We start from the raw sequence: 24,469 nt of genomic DNA, 5'->3' as shown, positions 1-24,469 counted from the left end.
CTGCCGCTGCCATCGACGGAAAGCAGGCGACTCCCCGCCAGTGGCCATAGCGGTCAGGCAGCCGGCACCGCGCCGCCGCCGAGGGCATGGCGGCCAGCTCCAGGCGGTTGCGCCGGGCCGCACGTCCAAAGCCGCTAGAATGTCGGCTTTCACGACGCGCTCCATGGAAAAAGTACGTATCTCCAAGCTCATGTCGGAACGCGGCCTGTGTTCCCGGCGCGAGGCCGACAGCTATATCGAGCGTGGCTGGGTGCGCGTGGATGGCGTGGTCGTCGCCGAACTGGGCGCGAAAGCCTACCCCAACCAGGTCATCACGCTGGAGCGCGCCGCCCAGGCGCGGCAGCAGGAGCGCGTGACCATCCTGATCCACAAGCCCATGGGCTACGTCTCCGGGCAGGCGGAAGACGGCTACCAGCCCGCCGCCGCCTTGATCGATTCGCGGTCGCGGGCCGCCAACGACCGTTCGCCGCTGCGTTTCGATCGCGCCCACCTGCGCGGGCTGGCCGTCGCGGGCCGCCTGGACATCGATTCCACCGGCCTGCTGGTGCTGACGCAGGACGGCCGCATCGCCAAGCAGTTGATCGGCGAGGATTCCGGCATCGAAAAAGAGTACCTGGTGCGGGTGCAGGGACGCCTGGGCGAGCAGGGCCTGGCGCTGCTGAATCACGGCCTTTCGCTGGACGGCAAGGCATTGAAACCCGCCAAGGTGTCCTGGCAGAACCAGGACCAGCTGCGCTTCATCCTGAAGGAAGGCAAGAAGCGCCAGATCCGCCGCATGTGCGAACTGGTGGGGCTGAAAGTGATAGGCCTGAAGCGCGTGCGCATCGGCCGCGTCATGCTGGGCGACCTGCAGCCGGGCCAGTGGCGCTATCTGCGGGAAGACGAGCGCTTCTGATCGCCTTGCGTGGGCGCGGTGGCCACCTCAGGCGGACGCGGTGGCCATATCGTGCACGTGCGCCAATAGCACCCGCAGGAAGGCCGTGGCGGCCGCGCCTGGCGTACGGCGCGGATGTGTCACGCACACCACCTGGCGCGTCAGGCGCGGGCGCACGATGGCATGGGTGCGCACGCGCCCCAGGGCGATTTCGCTGGTCACCGCGATCTGCGGCAGCACCGACGCGAAGTCGCTGCCGTGCACCAGTTTCAGGATGGCGCTGATCGAATCGATTTCCACGGTGGGCGCCAGGTCCACGTCTTCCGCCTGCGCGAAGCTTTCGATGATGCCGCGCAGGCCATGCTGGCGCGTGGGCAGCACCAGTTTCAATCCCGCCAGGCGGCGCAGCGGGATTTCGGCCGGCAGGCCGGGATGATGGCTGCCCGTGACGAGCACCAGGTTTTCCTCGGTAATCGGTTCGGTGGCCAGGGCCAGCGGCCGGCGCGGCTTGTTGATGACCGCGGCATCCAGCTGCCCCCCGGCCACGGCGTCGATCAGGCCGCCGCTGTAGCCGTCGACCAGCGCCAGCGCCACCTTGGGATGCATCTGCGTGAAGGCCATCAGTGCATCGACCATGACGCCCTGCGCGATGGTGGCGATCATGCCCACGCGCACCTGGCCGCTCAGTTCCGCGTCCGTCTGCATCACCTGTTCGCGTGCGCGGGCGAAATCCGCGAGCACCGGCATGAAGATCCGGTACATCTGCCGCGCCTCCGGCGTGGGCTGCATGCCGCTGGAGCTGCGCACGAACAGCTGGCGTCCGGTCTCCTGTTCGAGCTTGGCGATCTGCATGCTCAACGCCGGCTGCACGATATTGAGCCGCCGCGCGGCGCGCGTCACAGAGCCTTCCTCGTAGAGGCAGACGAAATACTGGATCTGGCGGAATTCCATCGCCTTGGGCTCCGTATCGTTCCGTGATCCATCATTCAGAATGATGGGAGGGATAATTTAATATTAATTGACCTGATGTTACGCGCTTCCTAAACTTTCTCCAACCGGTCCGCACGAGACCGCGACAAGGAGACAGGATTCATGCAGCCCATGCCGATACACGGAGAGGCGTACGACGCGCCGGAACTCGCGATCGCCGACATCCAGGCCTGGGCCACCTCCTTTCCGGTGCCGCCGGCGCACAGCGTGCGCCTGGGCGTGGGCCGCACGCTGAAGCGCGATGCCGTGGTCGTGAAGGTGACGACCGCGGGCGGCCTGGTGGGATGGGGCGAATCGCATCACGGCCGCGCCCATTCCAGCATCGCGCATTTCGTCAATCACGGGCTCCGGCCCATGGTGCTGGACATGAACGCGGCCGACGTCAACGGCGTCTGGCAACGTGTCTATACGCGCCAGCTTGCCAGCCACGGCATCGGCGCGGGCTGCGCCATCGCCATGAGCGGCATCGATATGGCGCTATGGGACATCCGCGCCCGGGCGGTCGGCTGGCCTCTATATCGCCTGCTGGGCGGCGCGGCCCGGCGCATTCCTGCCTATGCCGGCGGCGTGGCGCTGGGTTGGCAGGAGCCGGCCGCGCTGGTGGAAGAAGCCGGCACGCACGTGCGCGCGGGCTACAAGGCCGTCAAGCTGCGGCTGGGCGATTCCGTCGCCCGCGATATCGCCCGCGTGCAGGCCGTGCGCGAGGCCTTCGGCGCCGATCTGGCGATCCTTGCCGATGCCAATGCCGCCTATACGCTGGACGATGCGCGCCAGGCGATACCGGCCCTGGACGCCCTGGGCGTGGGCTGGCTGGAAGAACCTTTTCCCGCCCATGACTACCGCAATTACGAACGCGCCCGCGCCTTTGGCCGGATCGCCTTCGCGGCGGGCGAAAACCACTACACGCGCTTCGAATTCAGCCGGTTGGTGGATGACCGCGTCGTCGACGTCCTGCAGCCCGATCTGTCCAAGACCGGCGGCATCACGGAAACCTTGCGCATCGCCGCCCTGGGCTCGGCCTACAAGCTGAAGGTGCATCCGCATTCCTCGATGACGGGAATCAACATGGCGGCCACCCTGCATGTGCTGGCGGCGCTCGACCACGGCGGCTATTTCGAAGCCGACGTATCGCGCGGCAATCTTTTTCGCGACGCGCTCGTGGACACGCCTTTCGCCATCGGCGAAGACGGCTGCGTGGCGCCGCCATCCGGGCCAGGCATCGGCGTGGAGGTCGACGAGGCTTTCCTGTCGGCGCATCCGCCCATCGAAGGACCGGCTTACGCCTGACGCAGTTTTATCCAAAAAAAACGAGGAGACCTGGCATGCACGCATTCCGGTTCGCGGCGCGCCGCAGCCTTATGTTGACGTTGACCGCGGCCCTGCTGGGCGCGAGCCTGGTCATGGCGCCGGGCCGGGCGCTGGCCCAGGATGAATCCTATCCTTCCAAGCCGGTGCGCATCGTGGTGCCGTATCCGGTGGGCGGCTTCAACGACACCCTGGGGCGCCTGGTCGCCGCCAAGCTCGGACCGAAGTGGAAGCAATCGGTCATCGTCGAGAACAAGCCCGGCGGCGGCACGGTGATCGGCACGCAGACCGTGGCGATGGCGCCGCCCGATGGCTACACGCTGCTGGTGGTGCAGTTTCCATTCGCTTCGAATCCTTCGCTGTACAAGCTGCCATACGACACCGAAAAGGCCTTCACGCCGGTGATCCTGGCGGGCCGGTCGCCCATGATGCTGGTGACGCACGCGGGCAGTCCCCTGCGCAGCCTGAAGGATGTGCTGGCGGCCGGCAAGGCCAAGCCCGGCGCATTGAACTACGGGTCGTCGGGACCGGGCTCATCCAATCACCTTGCGATGGCCTTGTTCGAGAACATGTCCGGCACGCGCATGACGCAGGTGCCCTACAAGGGCAGCACGCCCATGCTGACCGACCTGGCCGGCGGCCAGGTCGATGTGGCCATGGACCTGCTGCCCAACGCGCTGCCTTTCCTGAAGTCCGGCAAGGTGCTGCCGCTGGCGGTGGCCAGCGCGAAGCGTACGCCGCTGATGCCGGACCTGCCGACGTCGGCCGAAGCGGGCCTGCCGGGCTATGAGGTCGAATCCTGGCACGGCTTCGTCGTGCCGGCGGGCACGCCGACGGCCATCGTCGACAAGCTCAACCGCGACCTGAACGAGGTGCTGGCCATGCCCGACGTCAAGGAGGCCTTCGCCCAGCAGGGCGTGGTGCCGGACGGGGGTACCCCGGAAGCCTTCCGCGGTTTCATCGCGAAGCAGGTGGCCTTGTGGAAGAAGGTCGTTCGCGACGGCCATATCACTGTCGAATGAAGGGGCGCGGGAACATGGAATCCAGGCAGGCGAACAATCTGATCGAGGGGCAATGGCGGCCCGCGCAAGGCGGCCAGTGGGGCGACAGCCTGAATCCCGCGGACGGTAGTGCGCTGGGGCGCTATGCCGCGTCCGGGCGCGTCGACGCCGATGACGCGATCGCCGCCGCGCGCCGCGCTTTCGACCAGCCCTCGTGGGCGCAGAACCCGCGGCTGCGGCAGATGGTCATGCTGCGCTGGGCCGATGCGATGGAGGCTCGCGCCGACGCGCTGGCGCGGCTGCTGACCTTGGAAAACGGCAAGGTGCTGGCGCAATCGCGTGGCGAGATCGCCGGGGCGGTATCGGAGATCCGCTATTACGCGGGCCTGGCGCGTTATCTGCCCGGCCATGTGTTCGAGGTCGAGCCCGGCGCGTTTTCGACGCTGTTGAAGGAGCCCGCCGGCGTGGCCGGCATCATCGTGCCGTGGAACGCGCCCGCGGTGCTGTTGATCCGCTCGCTGGCGCCGGCGCTGGCCGCGGGCTGCACGGCGGTGATCAAGCCGGCGCCGCAGACCGCGCTGCTGACCGCCGCATTGATCGCCGCGCTGCATGAAGCGCCCGGCCTGCCGCCCGGCGTGGTCAACCTGGTCAGCGAAGCGGGGCATGCCGTGGCCGCGCGGCTGGTGGAATCGGCGGACGTGGACGTCATCAGCTTCACCGGTTCGAACGCGGTCGGCCAGCGCATCATGGCCGCGGCCGCGCCCACCATGAAAAAGCTGTCGCTGGAACTCGGCGGCAAGTCTTCCTGCCTGGTGTTCGAGGACGCCGACATCGCCACCGCCGCATCCGCGCTGGCCGCGGCGGCCACCATCATCAGCGGCCAGCAATGCACGGCCGCGCGCCGGGTGCTGGTGCATGCGCGGCACTACGACGCCATGAAGCAGGCCTTGGCCGACGCCTTGCGCGCGCAGCGGGTCGGCCCCGGCCTGTCCGAGGGCGCGAGCATGGGGCCGCTGATCGACGTGGCGGCGGCGGAAAGCGTGGGCGCGCGCATCGCGCAGGCCATGGAGGCCGCCGACGAAGTCGTGTTGCGTGGCGAGCGCCTGGGCGGCGCCCTGGCGGGTGGCGCGTTCCTGAGCCCCACGCTGGTGGCGCATCGGGACACGCAGGCCTTCTTCATCCAGGAAGAGATTTTCGGGCCGCTGGTGGTGATCGAACGCTTCGAGGACGAGGCCGAGGCCATCGCGCGCGCCAACCATTCCGAATACGGCCTGTCGGCCAGCGTATGGACCCGCGACGGGGCCCGCGCGTTGCGCGTTGCCCGCGCGCTGAAGAACGGCACGGTGTGGATCAACGAACACAACAAGCTGTTTGCCGAAGCCGAGACCGGCGGCTACCGGCGCAGCGGCCTGGGACGCCTGCATGGCTACGACGCCCTGATCGATTTCCAGGAAATAAAGCACATCTACCAACAGGTGGGGGTCGCCTGATCGCGGGCGATGACGCGAGCATCGGTCGACCGATGCAGCCATAACGAGGAGGGACGAATGCAAAACAGGAATTTCGCGCGCCGCCGCGGCGCATTGCTGGCCATGGCAGGCATGGCCATGGCCGCCGCGCTCGGCAATGCGCCGGCCGCCGCCGCCGACGTGGCCAGTTATCCGGACAATGCGATGCGCATCATCGTGCCGTATACGCCCGGGGGCTTCAACGACACCATGGCGCGCGTGCTGGGCAAGAAGCTGACCGAAGCTTGGCACCAGCCTGTCATCGTGGAAAACCGGCCCGGGGCCGGCACCGTGGTGGGCACCGAAGCGGGCGCCCGCGCCACGCCGGACGGCTATACGCTGGTGGTGGTGGGCTTCCCGCTGGTGGTGAATCAATACATCTATTCCAAGCTGCCGTACGACACGCAACGCGACTTCGTGCCGGTATTGCTGGCGGGCGAGACGCCCAACGTGCTGTTGGTGCGCAGCGAATCGCCCATCAAGTCGCTGCCCGACCTGGTGGCCAGGGCCAAGGCCGACCCGGGCAAGATGAACTACGCGTCCGCCGGCAACGGGACGTCGCTGCACCTGGCGATGGAGTACTTCAAGAACGTGACCGGCACGGACCTGAACCAGATCCCGTACAAGGGCAGCGCGCCCATGGTCACGGCCCTGCTGGGCGGACAGGTCGACGTCATGTTCGACAACCTGCCCAACGCCTTGCCGCAGATCAAGGCGGGCAAGATGCGCGCCCTGGGCATCACCACGGCCAAGCGCCTGCCGTCGGTGCCCGACATTCCGACGGTGGCCGAACAAGGGTATCCCGGATTCGAGGTCTCGGTCTGGTATGGGTTGGCCGCCCCGCGCGGCACGCCCAAGCCCATCATCGAAAAGCTCAACGCGCAGTTGAACAAGGCCTTGCGCGACGATGACGTGAAGTCGGTGTTCGAGGCGCAGGGCGTCCAGATACTGGGCGGATCCACGGCCGACTTCGATAAGTTCTTTCAGGCGCAGGACGGCAAATGGGCGCCGGTGATCAAGAAGGCCGGCATCCGGGCCGAATGAGCGCAGTACGATGACCCTGACCACCCTGGATCCCGATACGTCCGCCGCGCCGGCGCCGGAGCGGCGCCGTCATCTGGGCCGTGCGACAGCGCGGGTCGAAGACCGCGCGCTGCTGACCGGCCGCGGCGGCTACGGCGACGATGCGGCGCTGCGGCCCGGTACGCTGCACGCTGCGGTGGTGCGTTCGCCCCACGCGCATGCCCGGCTGCGGGAGGTCCGCGCCGCGCGCGCCGAAGCCATGCCCGGCGTACGCGCGGTGCTGACCGGCGCCGACGTGCGGCGTTGGTCCAAACCCTTCATCGTCGGCGTAAAGCAGCCCATGGACTTGTGGGCGTTGGCGGTGGACAAGGTGCGCTACGTAGGCGAGCCGGTGGCCGTGGTGGTGGCGGAAAGCCGTTACCTGGCGGAAGACGCGGCCGAACTGGTGGAAGCCGAGTACGAGCCGCTGGGACCGGTCACCGACATCGAAAGCGCCATCGAACCCGACGCGCCCGTCCTGCACGAGCAGGTGGGCAGCAACGTGGTCAGCGACCGCAGCTTTCGCTATGGCGATCCGGACGCCGCGTTCGCGGCGGCGCCCAGGCGCATCGCGCTGACCTTGCGCTATCCGCGCAATTCGTGCACGCCCATCGAGACCGCGGTGGTCGTGGCGCAGTTCCTTTCCGAGCAGGACGGCTACGACGTCCAGTCCAACTTCATGGGGCCGTTCTCGCTGCACACGGTGATGGCCATGGCCCTGAAGATACCGGGCAACCGGCTGCGCCATCGCACCTTCCCCGATTCCGGCGGCAGCTTCGGCGTCAAGCAGGCGGTGATGAGTTCGGTCGTGCTCATGTGCCTGGCCGCGCGCAAGGCCGGCGCGCCGGTGAAGTGGGTGGAAGACCGCCTGGAGCACCTGGCGGCCGCCACATCGGCCACCGCGCGCCTGTGCCATGCGGAAGCGGCGGTCGACCATGACGGGCGCATCCTGGCCCTGTCGCTGGACCAGTTCGACGATTGCGGCGGCTACCTGCGCGCCCCGGAGCCCGCCACGTTCTACCGCATGCATGGCTGCCTGACCGGCGCCTATGCCATCGAACACCTGCGCGTGCGCAACCGCGTGGTGCTGACCAGCAAGACGCCCACCGGCCTGGTGCGCGGCTTCGGCGGCGCGCAGACGTATTTCGTGCTGGAGCGACTGGCGCAGCGCATCGCGGTCGAGCTGGAGATGGATCCGCTGGATGTCTACCGGCGCAACTTCATTCCCCGCGACGCGTTTCCTTACCGCGCCGCCGCGGGTGCGCTGATCGATTCCGGCGATTACCAGAAGGCGCTGGAGCTGGCCGTGCGCGAGGGTGGCCTGGATGAGCTGCGCGCCCGGCGGGCAGCCGCGCGTGTGCAGGGACGGCTCTACGGCATCGGCTTCGCGGCCATCGTCGAGCCGTCGATTTCCAACATGGGCTATATCACCACGGCCCTGACGCGCGACCAGCGCGCCAAGGCCGGCCCCAAGAACGGCGGGATCGCCGCGGCCACCGTGGCCATCGATCCGCTGGGCGGCATCACCGTCACCGTGGCGTCCTCGCCGGCGGGGCAGGGGCATCGCACGGTATGCGCCCAAGTGGCCGCGGAGGTCTTCGGCGTGGCCATCGAAGACGTGATGGTGAACGTGGAGTTCGACACCACCAAGGATGCCTGGTCCGTCGCCGCCGGCAACTATTCCAGCCGTTTCGCCGGCGCGGTGGCGGGAACGCTGCACATCGCCTGCCAGCGCTTGCGCGACAAGCTCGCGCGCATTGCCGCCGCGACGCTGGGGTGCGAACCGGACGACGTGGTGTTCGAGGACGGCAAGGTCTATCCGCGCCATGACCCGGCGCGCGGCCTGCCGTTCGCCCGCTTCGCCGCCGGCCCGCACTGGGCGCCCGGCTTGCTGCCCGCGGGCGAGGCGCCGGGACTGCGCGAGACGGCGTTCTGGACGCCGCCGCAGCTCACGCCGCCGGACGACGACGATCGCATCAATACGTCGGCCGCCTATGGCTTTGCCTTCGACATCTGCGCCGTGGAAGTGGATCGCGACACCGGCCGGGTGCGGATCGATCGCTACGTCACCACGCACGACGCCGGCACGCTGCTGAATCCCGCCCTGGCCGATGGGCAGATACGCGGCGCCTTCGCGCAGGGCCTGGGCGCGGCGTTGATGGAGGAATTCCGCTACGGCGGCGACGGCAGCTTCCAGTCCGGCACGTTCGCCGACTATCTGGTGCCGACCACCTGCGAAGTCCCCGAGCCGGTGATCCTGCATCTGGAGACGCCCAGCCCCTTTACACCGCTGGGCGCCAAGGGCCTGGGCGAGGGCAACAACATGAGCACGCCGCCCTGTATTGCGAACGCGGTGGCCGATGCGCTGGGCTGCGAGGACATCGAACTGCCCTTGACGCCGGCGCGCGTGATGGCGCTGATCGGCATCGACGATCCGCCACCGTCGGCGGCGGTCGCCGCGTCGCTGGAGGCCGCGGGCGCCTTGGGCGCACAAGGCGAGGCAGGCCGCCCGGACGGGACGGCCCAGGGCGCCGCCGACGGCACGGCCGTCGGCCGCATCGGCGGCGATGCCAAGGGCAAGGCCTTGTCCGCGCGCGGCGAGATCGCGTTGTCGGCCACGCCCCAGGCCGTCTTCGACGTGCTGATGGATCCCGCCGCGCTGGCGCGCGTGATTCCCGGCTGCCATGCCTTGGAAGAGATCGGGCCGCACCGCTATCGGGCCGACGTGACCGTGGGCGTGGGCATGATCAAGGCCCGCTACGCCGCCGAGGTGGCCCTGAGCGACCTGGACCCGCCGCATCGCCTGCGGCTGGCGGGTTCGGGCCTGTCGAGCATGGGGGCGGCGCAGGGCAGCGGCGTGGTGTCGCTGGAACCGCGCGATGGCGGCTGCCTGCTGCGCTACGACTATGAAGCCCAGGTGTCCGGCAAGGTCGCGGCTGTGGGCGGCCGCATGCTGGAGGGCGCCGCCAAAATCGTGTTGCGCCAGCTCTTCGAACAACTGGGCCGGCAGGCCGCCGGCGGCGCGGCAGAGGCGGCGCCGCGACAGTCCTGGCTGCGCTGGCTGCTGCGTCGCCTGGGAGTATCGCGATGAAGCCAGCTGCTTTCGACTACCTGCGCGCCGACAGCGCCGACGAGGCCGTGGAGCTGCTGGGCAGGCTGGGCGAGGACGCCCGCATCCTGGCCGGCGGGCAATCGCTGATGGCGGTGCTGAACATGCGCCTGGCCCAGCCGGCCGCGTTGATCGATATCTCTCGTACGGCGGACCTGGACTACGTGCGCGCGGACGGCGGCGTGCTGGCGGTGGGCGCCGCCGCGACGCAGGCCAGCGTGGAGTGGCGCGCGAAGCTGGCGCACGAGGTCCCGCTGCTGCAGCGGATATTCCCCCATATCTCGCACTTCCAGATCCGCAATCGCGGCACGGTCTGCGGCTCGGTGGCCCACGCCGATCCCAGCGCGGAACTGCCGCTGGCATTGCTGGCGCTGGGCGGCGAAGTCGTGCTGCGGCGGGCCGCCAGGAGGCGCACGGTGGCGGCCGAGGATTTCTTCCAGGGCATGCTGATGACGGCGCGCGCGCCGGACGAGCTGCTGCAGGAAGTGCGCTTTCCGCTGGATGTCGCCGGGCAGCGCTGCGCCTTCACGGAGTTTTCCGCGCGCCACGGCGATTTCGCCATCGTCGCGGTGGCCGCCGTGGCCGGCCCCGGCGAGCTGCGCCTGGCCGTGGGCGGCGTGGCGGATCGGCCGCGGCTGGCGTGCTGGCCGGCCGATCTGCGCGGCGCCGACCTGGAAAGCGCGCTCAACGATTTCGCCTGGCAGCTGGACGCGCAGGGCGACGCGCATGCCAGCGCCAGCTTTCGCCGCCACCTGGTGCGGCGGCTGGGCGCGCAGGTGCTGCGCGAGGTCACGGAGACAACGAACACATGAAGCAGATAGCCCGCGACAGCCTGCACACGGTGCGGCTGCAATTGAACGGCGTCGAGCGCGGCGCGGCCTGCGCCGCGCGCACGCTGCTGTCGGATTTCCTGCGCGAAGGCCTGGGTGCGACGGGCACCCACGTCGGCTGCGAGCACGGCGTCTGCGGCGCCTGCACGGTGCAGATCGACGGCGTCGCACAGCGTTCATGCATGACCTTGGCGGTGCAGGCGGAAGGTCGGCACATCGACACGGTGGAAGGCTTGTGCGATGCCGACGGGCCGCTGTCCGACCTGCAGGCGGCTTTCCAGCGCCACCACGCGCTGCAGTGCGGTTTCTGCACGGCCGGCATCCTGATGTCCTGCGACGACTACCTGCGGCGACGTCCGGATCCGACCGAGGCGGAAGTGCGCGAGATGCTGTCCGGGCACCTGTGCCGATGCACGGGCTACACGCCCATCGTCCGCGCGGTGCTGGAAATCGCCGCGCAACGCGGTGCGGCCCAGGCTGCCAACGCGGCCTCCAACGCCGCCTCCAACGCCGCGTCCCCCATCTCCGTCACGTCGTCCACGGGATCCTGACATGCTCGACCTGGGAAGAACTTTTCTGCAAAGCGTGGAGCGCAGCCCGCACGCGCTGGCGCTGGTCGACGGCGACCTGCGCCTGGACTACGCCGCATGGCATGGGCAGATCGCACGCACGGTCGTGGGGCTGAGGCGCTTGGGCCTGACCCACGGCGATCGCCTGTTGTCGGTCCTGCAGAACCGCCACCAGGCGGCCACGCTGCACTGGGCCTGCCAGTTCATGGGCGTCACCATGGTGCCGCTGAACTGGCGCGCCAAGCCGGAGGAAGTCGATTACTGCGTCACGGATGCCGAGGCCAAGGTGGTGTTCTTCGAGCCGGCCAGCCAGGGGGCCGTGTTGGGCAGCGTCGCCGCGCGGCCGCTGCCGCGCATCGCCGTGGGCCTGCCGCCTGACGCCGCGTCCCAAGACGGCGCCGGTGCCGTACTGGCCTGGGACGAGCTGCTGGACAACACCGGCGCCGCCCTGGAGCCCGAAGCGCGGGCCGATGATTTTTCGCTGATGCTGTATACGTCCGGCACCACCGGCAAGCCCAAGGGCGTACCGCGACGTCACCGGCAGGAACGCGCCGCCGCCCTGGCGCACGTGGCGCAGAACCTGTATGCACGCGGCGAACGTACACTGGGCGTCATGCCGCTGTACCACACCATGGGGGTGCGCTCGCTGCTGGCCATGGCCCTGGTCGACGGCGTCTTCGTCTGCATGCCGCGCTTCGATACGGCCGGCGCGCTCGCGCTCATCGAACGCGAACGCCTGACCTGCCTTTACCTGGTGCCCACGCTGTACCACGACATGATGGTGCAGCGCGAGCGGCAGGGCGGCGGCACGGGGCCCGGCCCCGACCTGGCGTCCGTCGACAAGCTGGGCTTTGCCGGCGCGCCCATGCAGGACGCCTTGCTGCAGCGCCTGCGGCACGCCTTCGAGCCGCGCCTGTTCGTCAACCACTACGGATCTTCCGAGGTCTACACCTTCTCCATCGACCAGGATGCCCTGCGCAAACCCGGCAGCGCCGGTCGCGCCGGCATCAACACCCGCCTGCGGGTGGTGCGGCTGGACGCACGCGGCGCGCATGACGTCGCCGCCGTGGGCGAAGAAGGACAGATCATCGTCGACCTGAGCGGCGACGAGGCCTTCGAGGGCTATTGGAAGCGGCCGGACGCCGACGCCAAATCCTTGCGCGATGGCTGGTACTACACCGGCGACATCGGCTACCTGGACGCGGACGGCGACCTGTTCGTGACCGGCCGCGTCGACGACATGATCATCAGCGGCGGCGAAAACATTTCGCCCGTCGACATCGAGTCCGTGATCTCGCTGTGCCCCGGCGTGGCGGAAGTCGCCGTCGCCGGGCTGCCCGACGAACGCTGGGGCCAACGCGTCGTGGCCTTCGTGACGCGCAGCGACGCGCGTCCCGCGCTGGACGCACAGTCCCTGGACGCCCACTGCCGGCAATCGGACCTGCCCAACTTCAAGCGTCCGCGCGAATACGTCTTCGTCGCCGAGATTCCCAAGTCGCCCGTGGGCAAGATCCTGCGTCGCAAGCTGGCGGCAGGCGAATACCAGGCCCTGGGTACGCCGTGCGGCCCGGCCGGCACGGCCCCCTCCAACCCTGCCCGAGAAACATCATGAGCACCAGCGCATCTTCCATTCCGGCATCCGGCGCGCCCTTCAAGGACCTGCGCCACTGGCTGGCCCACCTTGCGAACACCGGCCGCATGGCGGTCATACGCGAAGGCGTGCCGCTCGAGCACCGCCTGGCGGCGATCGCCAAACGCCTGGACGGCAAGCAGGCGGCTTATTTTCCCAAGCCGGACGGGCATGCGGTGCCCGTGGTATCGGGATTCATGGCCCGCCGCGCCTGGATCGCCGAAGCCATCGGCGTACCCGAATCCCAGTTGCTGCGGCGCTTCCGCGACGCGGCCGAACATCCGGTGCCGTGGCAGGAAATCCCGCAGGACCAGGCGCCGTGCCAGCAGGTCGTGCACCGCGAACGCGCCGTCCGCGACATCCTGCCCATTCCCACGCACAGCGAACACGACAACGGTCCCTACATCACCGCCGGCCTGGTCATCGCGCGCAATCCCGCGACTGGCGCGCAGAACGTGTCGATACACCGCATCCAGGTACACGCGCCGACGCGCATGGCGATCCTGATCCTGCCGCGCCATCTGTGGGCGTTCTACAAGGAAGCGGAAGCACGCAAGCAGCCGCTGGAAGTGGCCGTGGCCATCGGCGTCGATCCCCTGACCATGCTCGCTTCGCAGGCCATCGCGCCGCTGGACAGCGATGAAATGGAGATCGCCGGCGCCCTGCACGGCGCGCCGCTGCGGGTGGTCAAGTGCCGGACCAACGACGTACGCGTGCCGGCCGACTGCGAGATCGTCATCGAAGGCCGCATCATGCCGGGCGATCTGGAGCTCGAAGGGCCATTCGGCGAGTTTCCCAAGTACTACAGCGCGCGCGAGCAGCGCGAGGTCATCTCGGTGGACGCCATCACGCACCGCCGCGATCCCATCTACCACACCATCGTGCCGGCGGAGATGGAGCATCTGCTGCTGGGATCGATCCCGCGCGAGGCGACGCTGCTGGCGCATCTGCAGCGCAGCTTTCCCAATGTCCTGGACGTGCACCTTGCGATAGGCGGAGTGGGGCGCTATCACCTTTACGTGAAGCTGCGCAAAACGCATGAGGGCCAGCCCAAGAACGTGATCTGCGCCGCCTTCGGCGCCCACTACGACATCAAGCAGGTCATCGTCGTGGACGACGACGTGGAAGTGCACGATCCGCAGCAGGTGGAATGGGCGGTTGCCACACGCTTCCAGGCCGACCGCGACCTGGTGGTGATACCCGGCGCGCAGGGCTCCGTGCTGGATCCTTCCACCACGGTCGGCTGGAACCCCGCCGATGGCGAGACGGCGCCGGCCCACCTGCAGGGCATCAGCGCCAAGATGGGCCTGGACGCCACCCGGCCGGTGGTCTATCACGAGCACGTGTTCACCAAGGTGCGCGTGCCGGGCGAGGACGACGTGGACCTGGCCGTGGAAATCGATACGGCCGCGCGCGTGGATTTCGCCGCGGATGGTGCACGGCAATGACGCGACGGCTGATCGTCGCGATCACGGGCGCCAGCGGCGCCGTGTATGGCGTGCGCCTGCTGCAGGTGCTCAAGGCCATGCCCGGCTGGGAGACGCATCTGGTGATGTCGGCCTCCGGCGCGCTGACTGCGGCGCAGGAACTGGATATGCGCCGCGGCGACATCGAAGCCCTGGCCGACGTCGTGCACAGCGTCAAGAACATCGGCGCGGCGGTTTCCAGCGGATCCTTCCGTACCGCCGGCATGGTGGTCGCGCCATGCTCCATGAAGACGCTGGCCAGCGTCGCCCACGGGCTGGCCGACAACCTGGTCAGCCGCGCGGCCGACGTCGTGCTGAAGGAGCGCCGCCGGCTGGTGCTCATGGTGCGCGAAACGCCGCTGAACCTGGCCCACTTGCAGAACATGACCGCGGTGACGCAAATGGGCGGCATCATCCTGCCGCCCGTGCCCGCTTTCTACGCGCGGCCCACGTCGATCGACGACATGGTCGATCATACGGTGGGCCGCGTGCTGGACCTCTTCGACATCGAACCCGCCGGCCTGGTGCGGCGCTGGGAAGGATTGCGTCCTTCCCGCGACGCCAGCGATGCCGCGGATACCGCCCTTTGAACATCCCACGAATCAGGAGATTGCCCCGATGCCGCAAATCAACCATCCCGCCCACACGCTGCTCGATACGTTCGACGGCTTCCAGGTCCACGTCGACGCCGTCCGGGCACGTGCCGACATCGTGCTGGAGCGGCCGCCGTTCAACATCATCTCCATGCCCGAACGCGACCAGTTGCGGCTGGTATTCGAGGCCCTGGATGCCGACGACCGCGTGCGCGTCATCGTGCTGCGCGCCGTCGGCGATCATTTTTCCAGCGGCGGCGACATCAAGGGCTTCCTCGAAGCCTCGCCCGAGCACGTGTCCAAGCTGGCCTGGAACATCGCCGCGCCGGCCCGCTGCGCCAAGCCGGTGATCGCCGCCAACCGCGGCTACTGCTTCGGCGTCGGTTTCGAGATCTCCCTGGCCTGCGATTTCCGCCTGGTGACCGACACGACGCAATACGCGTTGCCGGAACAGAAGCTGGGCCAGATTCCCGGCTCCGGCGGTTCCGCCCGCCTGCAGAAGATGGTGGGCATCACGCGTACCAAGGACGTCGTGATGCGCTCGCGCCGCATTTCGGGCCAGCAGGCCTATGACTGGGGCATCGCCACGGAAATCGTGCCCAACGGCGAACTGGAAGCGGCGACTGACCGGCTGGTCGCTGAACTGGTGGGCTTCTCGCCGCTGGCCCAGCGCACCGCCAAGAAGCTGCTGAGCGACACCGAGGACGCCTCGCTGTCCGCGTCCATCGAACTGGAAGGGCATTGCTATAGCCGCTTGCGCAGCAGCGACGATTTCCGCGAAGGGGTCGAAGCCTTCCACGGCAAGCGCGCGCCTACCTTCCGCGGCAGCTGAGCAGGGACATCCGACGGCGCACGCCGGGCGCGCGCCGTGATCGCCAACGAAGAGGAAGACCTGAATGCCCGTGGAATCGGCCCTGTCCATCGCCGACCTGGCGGACGCCGCCCGGCGCCGCCTGCCGCCCAGCATCTATGGCTACGTCAGCGGCGCGAGCGAGGATCACGCCTCGCTGCGCGCCAATCGCCAGGCCTACGATTGCTGGCGTTTCCTGCCGCGGCCGCTGGTGGATGTGTCGGCGCGATCGCAGGCGGTCGAGCTGTTCGGCGTGCGTTATGGGTCGCCGTTCGGCATCAGCCCGATGGGCGTCGTCAGCCTGTGCGGCTATGACGGCGACGTGGCGCTGGCGCGGGCGGCGCGCGACGCGCAGGTGCCCTTCGTGCTCAGCGCGGCGTCGACGACGCCGCTGGAACGTGTCGCCGCCGCCAATCCGGACATGTGGTACCAGGGTTACCTGCCCGCGAATCGCGAGGTCATCGGGCCCCTGCTGCAAAGGCTGGAACGGGCGCGTGTACCGGTGCTGGTGGTGACCGTGGACGTGCCCATCGCGTCCACCCGGGAAAACGAACTGCGCAACGGTTTCAGCATTCCGTTGCGGCTCAGCCCGCGCCTGTTGTGGGGCGGGGCGATCCGCCCGCATTGGGCACTGCGGACCTTCGCGCGCACCTTGTTGCGTCAGGGCATTCCGCATTTCGAGAACTTCACCGCCGAACGGGGCGGGCCCATCGTCACGGCGGCGCGCGGCGACCATCGGGCGGGACGTGCCGCCATGACCTGGCAGGAAATCGCCTGGATACGCGAACGCTGGAAGGGCCGTCTGCTGGTCAAGGGCGTGCTGCGCGCGCAGGACGCGGCGACCGCGCGCGCCATCGGCCTGGACGGCATTTTCGTATCGAACCACGGCGGGCGGCAGTTGGACGGCAGCGTCGCGTCGCTGGACGCGCTGCCCGCCATTGCCGCCGCCGCGCCCGGGCTGACGTTGATCCTGGACGGCGGCATCCGCCGCGGCACCGACGTGCTCAAGGCGCTGGCGCTGGGCGCGCATGCGGCCTTCGTCGGCCGGCCGGCCCTGTACGGATTGGCCGCCGGCGGGCAGCGCGGCGCCGCGCATGCCCTGGCGTTGTTGCGGCGCGAGATCGACGTCGACCTGGCCTTGCTGGGCTGCCCCGACGTGGCGGGCCTGGGGCCGGACTTTCTTTGCCGCGCGGATGCGCCGGCGGCCGCCCCCGCGCGATTCCACGGAACACCGATAGAGGAGACAACATGACCCCCAAGCAGCCCGCATCCCGCACTGGCGGCCAGATCCTGATAGATGCGCTGCGCATCCACGGCGTGGACACCGCCTTCTGCGTACCCGGCGAGAGCTTCCTGGCGGCCATCGACGCCTTCCACGATGCGCGTGACGCCATCCGCCTGGTGGTGTGCCGGCAGGAGGGCGGCGCGGCCCATATGGCCGAGGCGCACGGCAAGCTGACCGGCAAGCCCGGCATCTGCTTCGTGACCCGCGGCCCGGGCGCCACCAATGCCAGCATCGGCGTGCACACCGCGCGGCAGGACTCCACCCCGCTGATCCTGTTCATCGGCCAGGTCGCCCGCGACTGCATGGGCCGCGAAGCATGGCAGGAAATCGACTATCGCCACATGTACGGCCACATTGCCAAGTGGGTGGACCAGATCGATTGCGCGGCGCGCATACCGGAATACATCAACCGCGCCTTCCACGTCGCAACATCGGGGCGCCCGGGTCCGGTGGTGCTGGCATTGCCCGAGGACATGCTGGCCGAAAGCGCCGTCGTCGCCGACAGCCCGCCTTTCCAACGCGCCCAGGCCAGTCCGTCCGCCGATGCCATGCAGGAGATGGCGGCCCGGCTGGCGCAAGCGCGCCGTCCGCTGGCGATCCTGGGCGGAGGGGGCTGGACGCGCGCTGCCAGCGACGACCTGGCGGCCTTCGCCACGGCCTTCGACCTGCCGGTGGCGTGCGCCTTCCGCCGCCAGGACCTGCTGGACAACCAGCATTCCCACTACGTCGGCGAAGCGGGCCTGGGCATGGACCCGCGCCTGGCGCAGCGGATCAGGGACGCGGACCTGATCCTGGCCATCGGCGCGCGCCTGGGCGAGACCACCACCAACGGCTACACCTTGCTCAACGTGCCGCGCCCCGCGCAAAGCCTGATCCACGTTCATGCGGATCCGGAAGAGCTGGGCCACGTCTACCATGCGGATCTCATCATGAACGCCGCGATGCCGGCCTTCGCCGCGGCCGCCGCGGCCTTGCCAGCGCCGGCGGCGCCCGCCCCGTGGCGGGCGTGGACGCAGGCCGCGCGCGCCGATTACCTGGACAATCTGCAACCCGGCCCGATGCCCGGTCCCGTCGATATGGGCCGCGTCATGGTCCACCTGCGCGAGCAACTGCCGCCCGACACGATCGTCAGCAATGGCGCCGGCAATTACACCCTGTGGGTGCAGCGCTTCTACCAGTACCGGGGCATCCGCACGCAGCTGGCGCCCACCAGTGGCACCATGGGCTACGGCATGCCGGCGGCGGTGGCGGCCAAGTTGACCCACCCCGATCGCACCGTGGTGTGCTTTGCCGGCGACGGGTGCTTCCTGATGAACGGGCAGGAGCTGGCCACCGCCGTGCAGTATGGCTTGAACATCCTGGTGATCGTCGTCAACAACGGCATGTACGGCAGCATCCGCATGCACCAGGAACGCCACTATCCGGGCAGGGTGTGCGCCACCGAGCTGCGCAATCCCGACTTCGCCCGGATGGCGCAAGCCTATGGCGCATATGGCGAGGTGGTCGAGCGCACGGAAGATTTCCCCGCCGCGCTGGCGCGCGCGCGCTCGGCCGGCACGCCCGCCTTGCTGGAGCTGCGCGTCAGCCAGGACGCGCTATCCCCGCGCCTGACCATTTCCGGCCTGCGCGGCGCGGCCGCCGGCTGAGGCCTTCATTGCGGCAAGGGCAAAGCGGTCTGGTACTTCACCTGCTTGAGCGCGAAGCCCGAACGGATGTTCTTCACGCCCGGTATGCGCGACAGGTCGCTGACGATGAAGCGTTCCAGCCCGCGCATGTCCGGCACCACCACGCGCAACAGGTAGTCGGCGTCGCCCGTCATCAGATAGCACTCCATGACTTCGGGGTAGGCAGCCATCGCCTGCTGGAATCGCTCCAGTTCCGATTCGATCTGCTTCTCCAGGCTGACCTGGATGAACACGTTCAGGCTCAAGCCCAGCGCCAGCGGGTCGGCCAGCGCCACGTAGCCGCGGATCACGCCGGCCGTTTCCAGCGCCTTGACCCGCGCCAGGCAGGGGGACGGCGACAGATGGACGCGTCGCGCCAGTTCCACATTGGTGATGCTGGCGTCGGTCTGCAGGACCTCCAGTATGCGTCGATCGATGGCATCCAGGATGGGTGTCGGCATGAAATGCCTCCTTGGCTATGCATGGCAGCATTTTATGCCGTCTGGCGGTGCCCGGGGCGCTTATTTCAATGCCCTATGCCGCGCCGCCGCGTCTAGCATGATGACGGGTAATTGAGTCCTACATCACCCGATGGCGTGGCAAGGGAGACCGGCATGTTCGACACCGATATGGCGCAATGGGCGCAAACCGCGGAAGGCGGCGCCGCTGGCGGCGCCCGCATTCCGCAGGACAGCGATCCCGTGGAAACGGCCGAATGGCGCGACGCGCTGGCCGCGCTGGTCGCGGCGGAAGGCCCCGATCGCGCCGCCTTCGTGCTCGAACAGCTGCTGGCGCACGCCGCCCGGCTGGGCGTGCGGGGCCACGGGCCGGTGGCCTCCGCATACCTGAACACCATCCCCGCGGACCAGGAACCGCCGTTCCCCGGCGACCTGCGCATCGAAGAGCGCATCGCCTCCATCAACCGCTGGAACGCGCTGGCCATGGTGGTACGCGCCAACCAGGCGCATGGGGAACTGGGCGGGCACATCGCCAGCTATGCGTCGGCCGCGGATCTGTTCGAGGTGGGCTTCAACCATTTCTGGCGAGCCCCCACGGACGGCCACGGCGGCGACCTGGTGTACATGCAGCCGCATTCCGCACCCGGCGTCTATGCGCGCGCGTTCCTGGAAGGCTTCCTGGGCGAGCCGGACCTGGCACACTTCCGCCGCGAGATCACGGCGGCCGAACATGGGCTGCGCGGACTGTCTTCCTATCCGCATCCCTGGCTGATGCCGGACTTCTGGCAGTTTCCCACCGGGTCCATGGGCATCGGTCCCATCAACGCCATCTACCAGGCGCGCTTCATGCGCTACCTGGAGCACCGCGGGCTGGCCGCGCCTTCGGACCGCAAGGTCTGGGGCATCTTCGGCGACGGCGAGATGGACGAGCCCGAATCGGTCGCCGCGCTGACCCTGGCCGCGCGCGAACGCCTGGACAATCTGGTGTTCGTCGTCAACTGCAACCTGCAGCGCCTGGACGGACCCGTGCGCGGCAACGGACGCATCATCGACGAACTGGAAACGCTGTATGCCGGCGCCGGCTGGAACGTCATCAAGCTGCTCTGGGGCGCCGACTGGGATCCGCTGCTGGCCCGTGACGCCACGGGGGCGCTGGCGCGCGCGTTTTCCCATACCGTGGACGGCCAGTTCCAGACCTTTGCCGCCAAGGATGGCGCCTACAACCGCCGCCACTTCTTCGACCGCGATCCCGCGCTGGCGGCCCTGGTCGCGGATTGGTCGGACGAGGCCATCGACAGGCTGCGCCGCGGCGGCCATGACATCGCCAAGATCCACGCCGCCTATCACCGCGCGGTCCGGCATGCCGGACAGCCGACGGTGATCCTGGCGCAGACCAAGAAGGGCTACGGCATGGGCGAGGCGGGGCAGGGCAGGATGACCACGCACCAGCAAAAGAAGCTGGACGTGGAAGCGCTGCTGGCCTTTCGGGACCGCTTCGCCTTGCCGATCAGCGACGCCGATTGCGCGGCGCTGTCCTTCTATCGCCCCGACCCGGAAAGCGCCGAGATGCGTTACCTGCGCGCGCGCCGCGCCGAGCTGGGCGGCTGCGTGCCGCGCCGCCGTTCGGCCGCGCCGTCGCTGCCCGCGCCGCCGGCCGAGGCCTGGGCCGCCTTCGCGCTGGCGCCGCGCGGCAAGGAAATGTCCAGCACGATGGCCATCGTGCGCATGCTGACGGCCTTGCTGAAGGACGCCGATATCGGTCCGCGCATCGTGCCCATCGTAGCCGACGAGGCACGCACCTTCGGCATGGCCAACCTGTTCCGGCAGATCGGGATCTATTCCTCGCAGGGCCAGCTCTACGAACCCGAGGACATCGGCTCGGTGCTGCATTACCGCGAGGCGCACGACGGCCAGATCCTGGAGGAAGGCATCACCGAGGCCGGCGCGCTGTCGTCGTGGATCGCGGCGGGTACGAGCTATTCGGTCAACGGCCTGCCCATGCTGCCGTTCTACATCTACTACTCGATGTTCGGGTTCCAGCGTGTCGGCGACCTGATCTGGGCGGCGGCGGACCAGCGTACGCGCGGCTTCCTGGTCGGCGCCACGTCGGGCCGCACCACGCTGGGCGGCGAAGGCCTGCAGCATCAGGACGGCAGCAGCCATATCGTGGCGGCGACCATCCCGAACTGCCGCGCCTACGATCCCGCCTTCGCCTACGAGGTCGCGGTGATCGTCGAAGCCGGCCTGCAGCGCATGCTGCGCGAACAGCGCGACGAGTTCTACTACCTGACCGTGACCAACGAAAACCTGCCGCAGCCGGACATGCCGGACGGCGCCGACGTGCGCGTGGGCATCCTGCGTGGCATGTACCGCCTGCGGCCGGCCGATGGCGAGCCGGCCATCCGCCTGCTTGCCGCGGGCGCCATCGTGGCCGAAGCGGTGATCGCCGCCCAACGCCTGCGCGACGACCATGGCATCGCGGCCGAGGTCTGGAGCGTGACGAGCTTTTCCGAACTGGCGCGCGACGCCCGCACGGTGGAGCGTGCGCGCCTGCTGGGCCAGGACACGGCCCCGTCCTGGATCGAGTCGCAATGGCGGGCCTCGCCGCTGCCGACGCTGGCCGCCAGCGATTACGTGCGGAATGTCCCGGAACAGATACGCCCATGGGTCGGCGCCCCTTACCGCACGCTGGGCACCGACGGTTTCGGCCGCAGCGATACGCGGGCCCGCCTGCGCGACTTCTTCGAAGTCGGCGCCGACTGGCAGGTATTGGGCGCGCTGGCGCTGCTGGGGCGCGACGATGACGCGGCGGCCGTGCGCGATCGCCTTGCTGGCGGGCGCGCCAGCGACTACCGCCTGGTGCCGCCTTGGGAACATTAACCCTGCGATAAGTAGGGCCGCATCAGCTATTTCAGTCGGTTTCAGCCCCGATGGCAGGCAAGGGCGCTGCGCTACCCTTACCCTGGCGTGACCACTCGTGCTGCAGCCGCTCGGTCAGGAACTCGACGAATATGCGGGTCTTGACGGGCAGCAAGCGGGTTTCCGTCACCGCGTATACGGGAAAGGGCCCCACCTCCCAGTCCGGCAGCACGCGCTGCAGCCGGCCGGCCGCCACTTCCTGGGACGCGCTGACGTCGCTCAGCACCGCGATGCCCGCGCCCAGCGTCGCCAGCCGCCGTAGCATGCTGGCGCTGTTCAGCGAGAAGCGCTTTCCCGGATGGAATTCGATACGTTCGCCGTTCCTGTGCAGCGGCCACGGCGTCACCCGCGCGCCCAAGGTCGCGCGGAACTCCATGCACTCATGTATCGTCAGATCGTCGGGCTGCCTCGGCACGCCGCGGCTGGCCAGGTATTCCGGCGAGGCGTACAGGTAGACCGATATCGAGCCGAGCAGCCGAGCGATATGGGTGGCCGATTGCCGTTCGCCGATCTCGATGGCGACGTCGCAGGACAGGAAGACCTTGCCCGCGTGTTCGGGGGCCGCCATGTCCAGGTGGAAGGTGACGTCGGGGTAGCGGCGCGAGAATGCCATCAGCGATTCGGCCAGGAAGTCGGTGCCGAAGTCCACCGGCATGTTGACGCGCAGCGGCCCGGCCGGCGTACTGGCCAGGCCCTGGATTTCCTGGTCGGCGATCTGCGCTTCGGCAACGATGTGCTGGCAGCGTTCGAAGTAGCGCGATCCCGCGTCGGTCAATTCGACCTTGCGGGTAGTGCGGCTGAGCAATTGCACGCCCAGCGACCGCTCCAGTTCCGCCACCTGGCGGGACAGGGTGGACTTGGGGATGCCGAGGACCAGGGCGGCGCGGCTGAAGCTCTTCGCGCGCGCGACTTCGACGAAGAGCTCCATGGTTTGCAGGCGTTTTGTCATGGCGTGATTTTCCACCGATTGTCTCACCAGTGGAACTATGTTTTCGTGGCCCCGGTCTTTGTTACGCGGATGGAATAGTGCAAAATCTGGGCTTTTGCAATGCAGCAACGCGGGCACGGCCTGCCGCCGGCCGCATTGCCGTGACAGTGACGACGGTCGGCGTTCGCCGGCCGCCTCCAGCAGGAATCAGGAAATGCATCTTATGAACAAGAAGACTGCCGGGCGCGCGGCCGCGGCGGCCGCGGTTGGCGTGCTTGCGCTTACGCTGGCTGCTTGCGGCAAGAAAGACAACGCAGCGGCCACCGCATCCAAGCCTACCGTCGGCGTGGTGACCCTGAAGGCGCAGCCGGTATCCCTGACCACGGAACTGCCCGGCCGCACCTCGCCGTTCCGGGTCGCCGAAGTGCGCCCGCAGGTGAACGGCATCGTCCTCAAGCGCCTGTTCACGGAGGGCGGCACCGTCAAGGCCGGCCAGCAGCTGTACCAGATCGATCCTGCCCTTTACCAGGCCACGCTGGACAGCCAGCGCGCCGCGCTGGCGCGTGCCGAAGCCCAGGTCAAGACCGCAACCCTGCTGGCCGAGCGCTACAAGCCGCTGACGGAAACGCGCGCCATCAGCCGCCAGACCTACGACGACGCGGTGGCGTCGCGCGACCAGGCCAAGGCCGACGTGCTGTCCGCCAAGGCCGCCGTCGATACCGCCCGCATCAACCTGGTCTATACCAAGGTGCTGTCGCCCATCGAAGGCATCATCGGCCGCTCCAATGTGACGGAAGGGGCGCTGGTAACGGCCAACCAGACCAACGCGCTGGCCTCCATCCAGCAGATCGATCCCATCTACGTCGACGTCGTGCAGTCCAGCGTGCAGCTGCTGCGTTTGCAGGATCAACTGGCCAAGGGCGAAATCAAGCGCGCCGCCGGCGAGCAGGCCGCCCAGGTCGGCCTGACCCTGGAAGACGGCACGCAATACAACCATGACGGCAAGCTGCAGTTTTCCGAAGTGACGGTGGACCAGAGCACCGGTTCGGTCACGCTGCGCGCGGTGTTCCCCAATCCCGAACACCGGCTGCTGCCCGGCATGTTCGTACGCGCCAAGCTGGTCGACGGCGTGGCCACCGAAGGCCTGTTGGTGCCGCAGCGCGGCGTGTCGCGCAACCAGCGCGGCAGCCCCATCGCCTACATCGTCGACGACCAGGGCAAGATCCAGACGCGCGACCTGGTCACCGACCGCGCCATCGGCGCCAACTGGCTGGTGACGAGCGGCCTGAAGCCCGGCGACAAGGTCGTGGTCGAAGGCGTGCAGACCATACGCCCTGGCATGGAAGTCGCCCCGCACGAGGTCAGCGCCCAGCCGGCATCCCCGGCGGCGGCCCCGGCCGCGCCGGCCCAGTAAGGCCGGCAAGGAGT

Annotated in this window: 19 protein-coding genes; 16 read left to right on the top strand and 3 right to left on the bottom strand. The window is 68.7% G+C overall.

What is annotated here, in order from left to right:
• Positions 1 to 163: 163 nt before the first annotated feature.
• Positions 164 to 895 carry a pseudouridine synthase gene (locus tag CAL12_RS15870; protein WP_086067923.1) on the top strand — a complete coding sequence of 244 codons (732 nt, stop codon included), beginning with the start codon at positions 164 to 166 and terminating at the stop codon, positions 893 to 895.
• Between the two features lie 27 nt (positions 896 to 922).
• Here CAL12_RS15870 and CAL12_RS15865 read toward each other — a convergent pair whose 3' ends face one another.
• The gene (locus CAL12_RS15865; RefSeq protein WP_086065520.1) at positions 923 to 1,825 is read right to left on the bottom strand and encodes a LysR family transcriptional regulator; all 903 of its coding nucleotides are present in this window, start codon (positions 1,823 to 1,825) and stop codon (positions 923 to 925) included.
• Between the two features lie 141 nt (positions 1,826 to 1,966).
• Between CAL12_RS15865 and CAL12_RS15860 the strand changes: the two genes are divergently transcribed.
• The 13 genes from CAL12_RS15860 (at position 1,967) to CAL12_RS15800 (ending at position 18,718) form a co-directional block, all read left to right on the top strand.
• Positions 1,967 to 3,151 (top strand): mandelate racemase/muconate lactonizing enzyme family protein, encoded by a 1,185-nt coding sequence (locus CAL12_RS15860; protein ID WP_232464541.1) that lies wholly within the window; start codon positions 1,967 to 1,969, stop codon positions 3,149 to 3,151.
• 35 nt (positions 3,152 to 3,186) lie between these two features.
• Positions 3,187 to 4,191: a tripartite tricarboxylate transporter substrate binding protein gene (locus CAL12_RS15855; RefSeq protein ID WP_232464540.1), complete on the top strand. Its 1,005-nt coding sequence runs from the start codon at positions 3,187 to 3,189 to the stop codon at positions 4,189 to 4,191.
• A gap of 14 nt (positions 4,192 to 4,205) precedes the next feature.
• On the top strand, positions 4,206 to 5,660 hold the full coding sequence (locus tag CAL12_RS15850) for an aldehyde dehydrogenase family protein (RefSeq protein WP_086067920.1): 1,455 nt from the start codon (positions 4,206 to 4,208) through the stop codon (positions 5,658 to 5,660).
• 57 nt (positions 5,661 to 5,717) lie between these two features.
• Positions 5,718 to 6,722 (top strand): Bug family tripartite tricarboxylate transporter substrate binding protein, encoded by a 1,005-nt coding sequence (locus tag CAL12_RS15845; protein WP_157793012.1) that lies wholly within the window; start codon positions 5,718 to 5,720, stop codon positions 6,720 to 6,722.
• Positions 6,723 to 6,732: 10 nt separating this feature from the next.
• Positions 6,733 to 9,831 (top strand): xanthine dehydrogenase family protein molybdopterin-binding subunit, encoded by a 3,099-nt coding sequence (locus tag CAL12_RS15840; protein ID WP_086065518.1) that lies wholly within the window; start codon positions 6,733 to 6,735, stop codon positions 9,829 to 9,831.
• Positions 9,828 to 10,661, top strand: coding sequence for an FAD binding domain-containing protein (locus CAL12_RS15835; RefSeq protein ID WP_086065517.1), 834 nt, complete (start codon positions 9,828 to 9,830; stop codon positions 10,659 to 10,661). The genes CAL12_RS15840 and CAL12_RS15835 overlap by 4 nt, the downstream gene beginning before the upstream one ends.
• On the top strand, positions 10,658 to 11,230 hold the full coding sequence (locus CAL12_RS15830; RefSeq protein WP_086065516.1) for a (2Fe-2S)-binding protein: 573 nt from the start codon (positions 10,658 to 10,660) through the stop codon (positions 11,228 to 11,230). The genes CAL12_RS15835 and CAL12_RS15830 overlap by 4 nt, the downstream gene beginning before the upstream one ends.
• A 1-nt stretch (position 11,231) precedes the next feature.
• Positions 11,232 to 12,860, top strand: coding sequence for an AMP-binding protein (locus tag CAL12_RS15825; RefSeq protein ID WP_086065515.1), 1,629 nt, complete (start codon positions 11,232 to 11,234; stop codon positions 12,858 to 12,860).
• Entirely contained in the window at positions 12,857 to 14,326 is a 1,470-nt protein-coding gene (locus tag CAL12_RS15820; protein WP_086065514.1) for a UbiD family decarboxylase, read from the top strand. Before CAL12_RS15825 ends, CAL12_RS15820 begins: the two co-directional genes overlap by 4 nt.
• Positions 14,323 to 14,934: a UbiX family flavin prenyltransferase gene (locus tag CAL12_RS15815; RefSeq protein WP_086065513.1), complete on the top strand. Its 612-nt coding sequence runs from the start codon at positions 14,323 to 14,325 to the stop codon at positions 14,932 to 14,934. Before CAL12_RS15820 ends, CAL12_RS15815 begins: the two co-directional genes overlap by 4 nt.
• A gap of 28 nt (positions 14,935 to 14,962) precedes the next feature.
• Positions 14,963 to 15,769 (top strand): enoyl-CoA hydratase/isomerase family protein, encoded by an 807-nt coding sequence (locus CAL12_RS15810; protein WP_086065512.1) that lies wholly within the window; start codon positions 14,963 to 14,965, stop codon positions 15,767 to 15,769.
• A 64-nt stretch (positions 15,770 to 15,833) separates the two neighbouring features.
• The gene (locus CAL12_RS15805) at positions 15,834 to 17,039 is read left to right on the top strand and encodes an alpha-hydroxy acid oxidase (RefSeq protein WP_086065511.1); all 1,206 of its coding nucleotides are present in this window, start codon (positions 15,834 to 15,836) and stop codon (positions 17,037 to 17,039) included.
• The gene (locus CAL12_RS15800; protein ID WP_086065510.1) at positions 17,036 to 18,718 is read left to right on the top strand and encodes a thiamine pyrophosphate-binding protein; all 1,683 of its coding nucleotides are present in this window, start codon (positions 17,036 to 17,038) and stop codon (positions 18,716 to 18,718) included. Before CAL12_RS15805 ends, CAL12_RS15800 begins: the two co-directional genes overlap by 4 nt.
• A gap of 5 nt (positions 18,719 to 18,723) precedes the next feature.
• Here the strand turns inward: CAL12_RS15800 and CAL12_RS15795 are convergent, their stop codons facing one another.
• Positions 18,724 to 19,197 carry an Lrp/AsnC family transcriptional regulator gene (locus CAL12_RS15795; RefSeq protein WP_086065509.1) on the bottom strand — a complete coding sequence of 158 codons (474 nt, stop codon included), beginning with the start codon at positions 19,195 to 19,197 and terminating at the stop codon, positions 18,724 to 18,726.
• Between the two features lie 168 nt (positions 19,198 to 19,365).
• On the opposite strand from CAL12_RS15795, the gene mdeB reads away from it, so the two are divergent.
• On the top strand, positions 19,366 to 22,074 hold the full coding sequence (mdeB, locus tag CAL12_RS15790) for an alpha-ketoglutarate dehydrogenase (RefSeq protein WP_086067919.1): 2,709 nt from the start codon (positions 19,366 to 19,368) through the stop codon (positions 22,072 to 22,074).
• A 31-nt stretch (positions 22,075 to 22,105) separates the two neighbouring features.
• Here the strand turns inward: mdeB and CAL12_RS15785 are convergent, their stop codons facing one another.
• On the bottom strand, positions 22,106 to 23,041 hold the full coding sequence (locus tag CAL12_RS15785) for a LysR family transcriptional regulator (protein ID WP_086067918.1): 936 nt from the start codon (positions 23,039 to 23,041) through the stop codon (positions 22,106 to 22,108).
• 223 nt (positions 23,042 to 23,264) lie between these two features.
• Here CAL12_RS15785 and CAL12_RS15780 point away from each other — a divergent pair, with 223 nt between their 5' ends.
• Positions 23,265 to 24,455, top strand: a complete 1,191-nt coding sequence (locus CAL12_RS15780; protein ID WP_086065508.1) for an efflux RND transporter periplasmic adaptor subunit — start codon at positions 23,265 to 23,267, stop codon at positions 24,453 to 24,455.
• The last annotated feature ends 14 nt before the right edge of the window (positions 24,456 to 24,469 follow it).

Source organism: Bordetella genomosp. 8 (assembly GCF_002119685.1).
Taxonomy (GTDB): Bacteria; Pseudomonadota; Gammaproteobacteria; order Burkholderiales; family Burkholderiaceae_B; genus Bordetella_C.
This window is presented reverse-complemented; position numbering and strand designations above follow the sequence as displayed.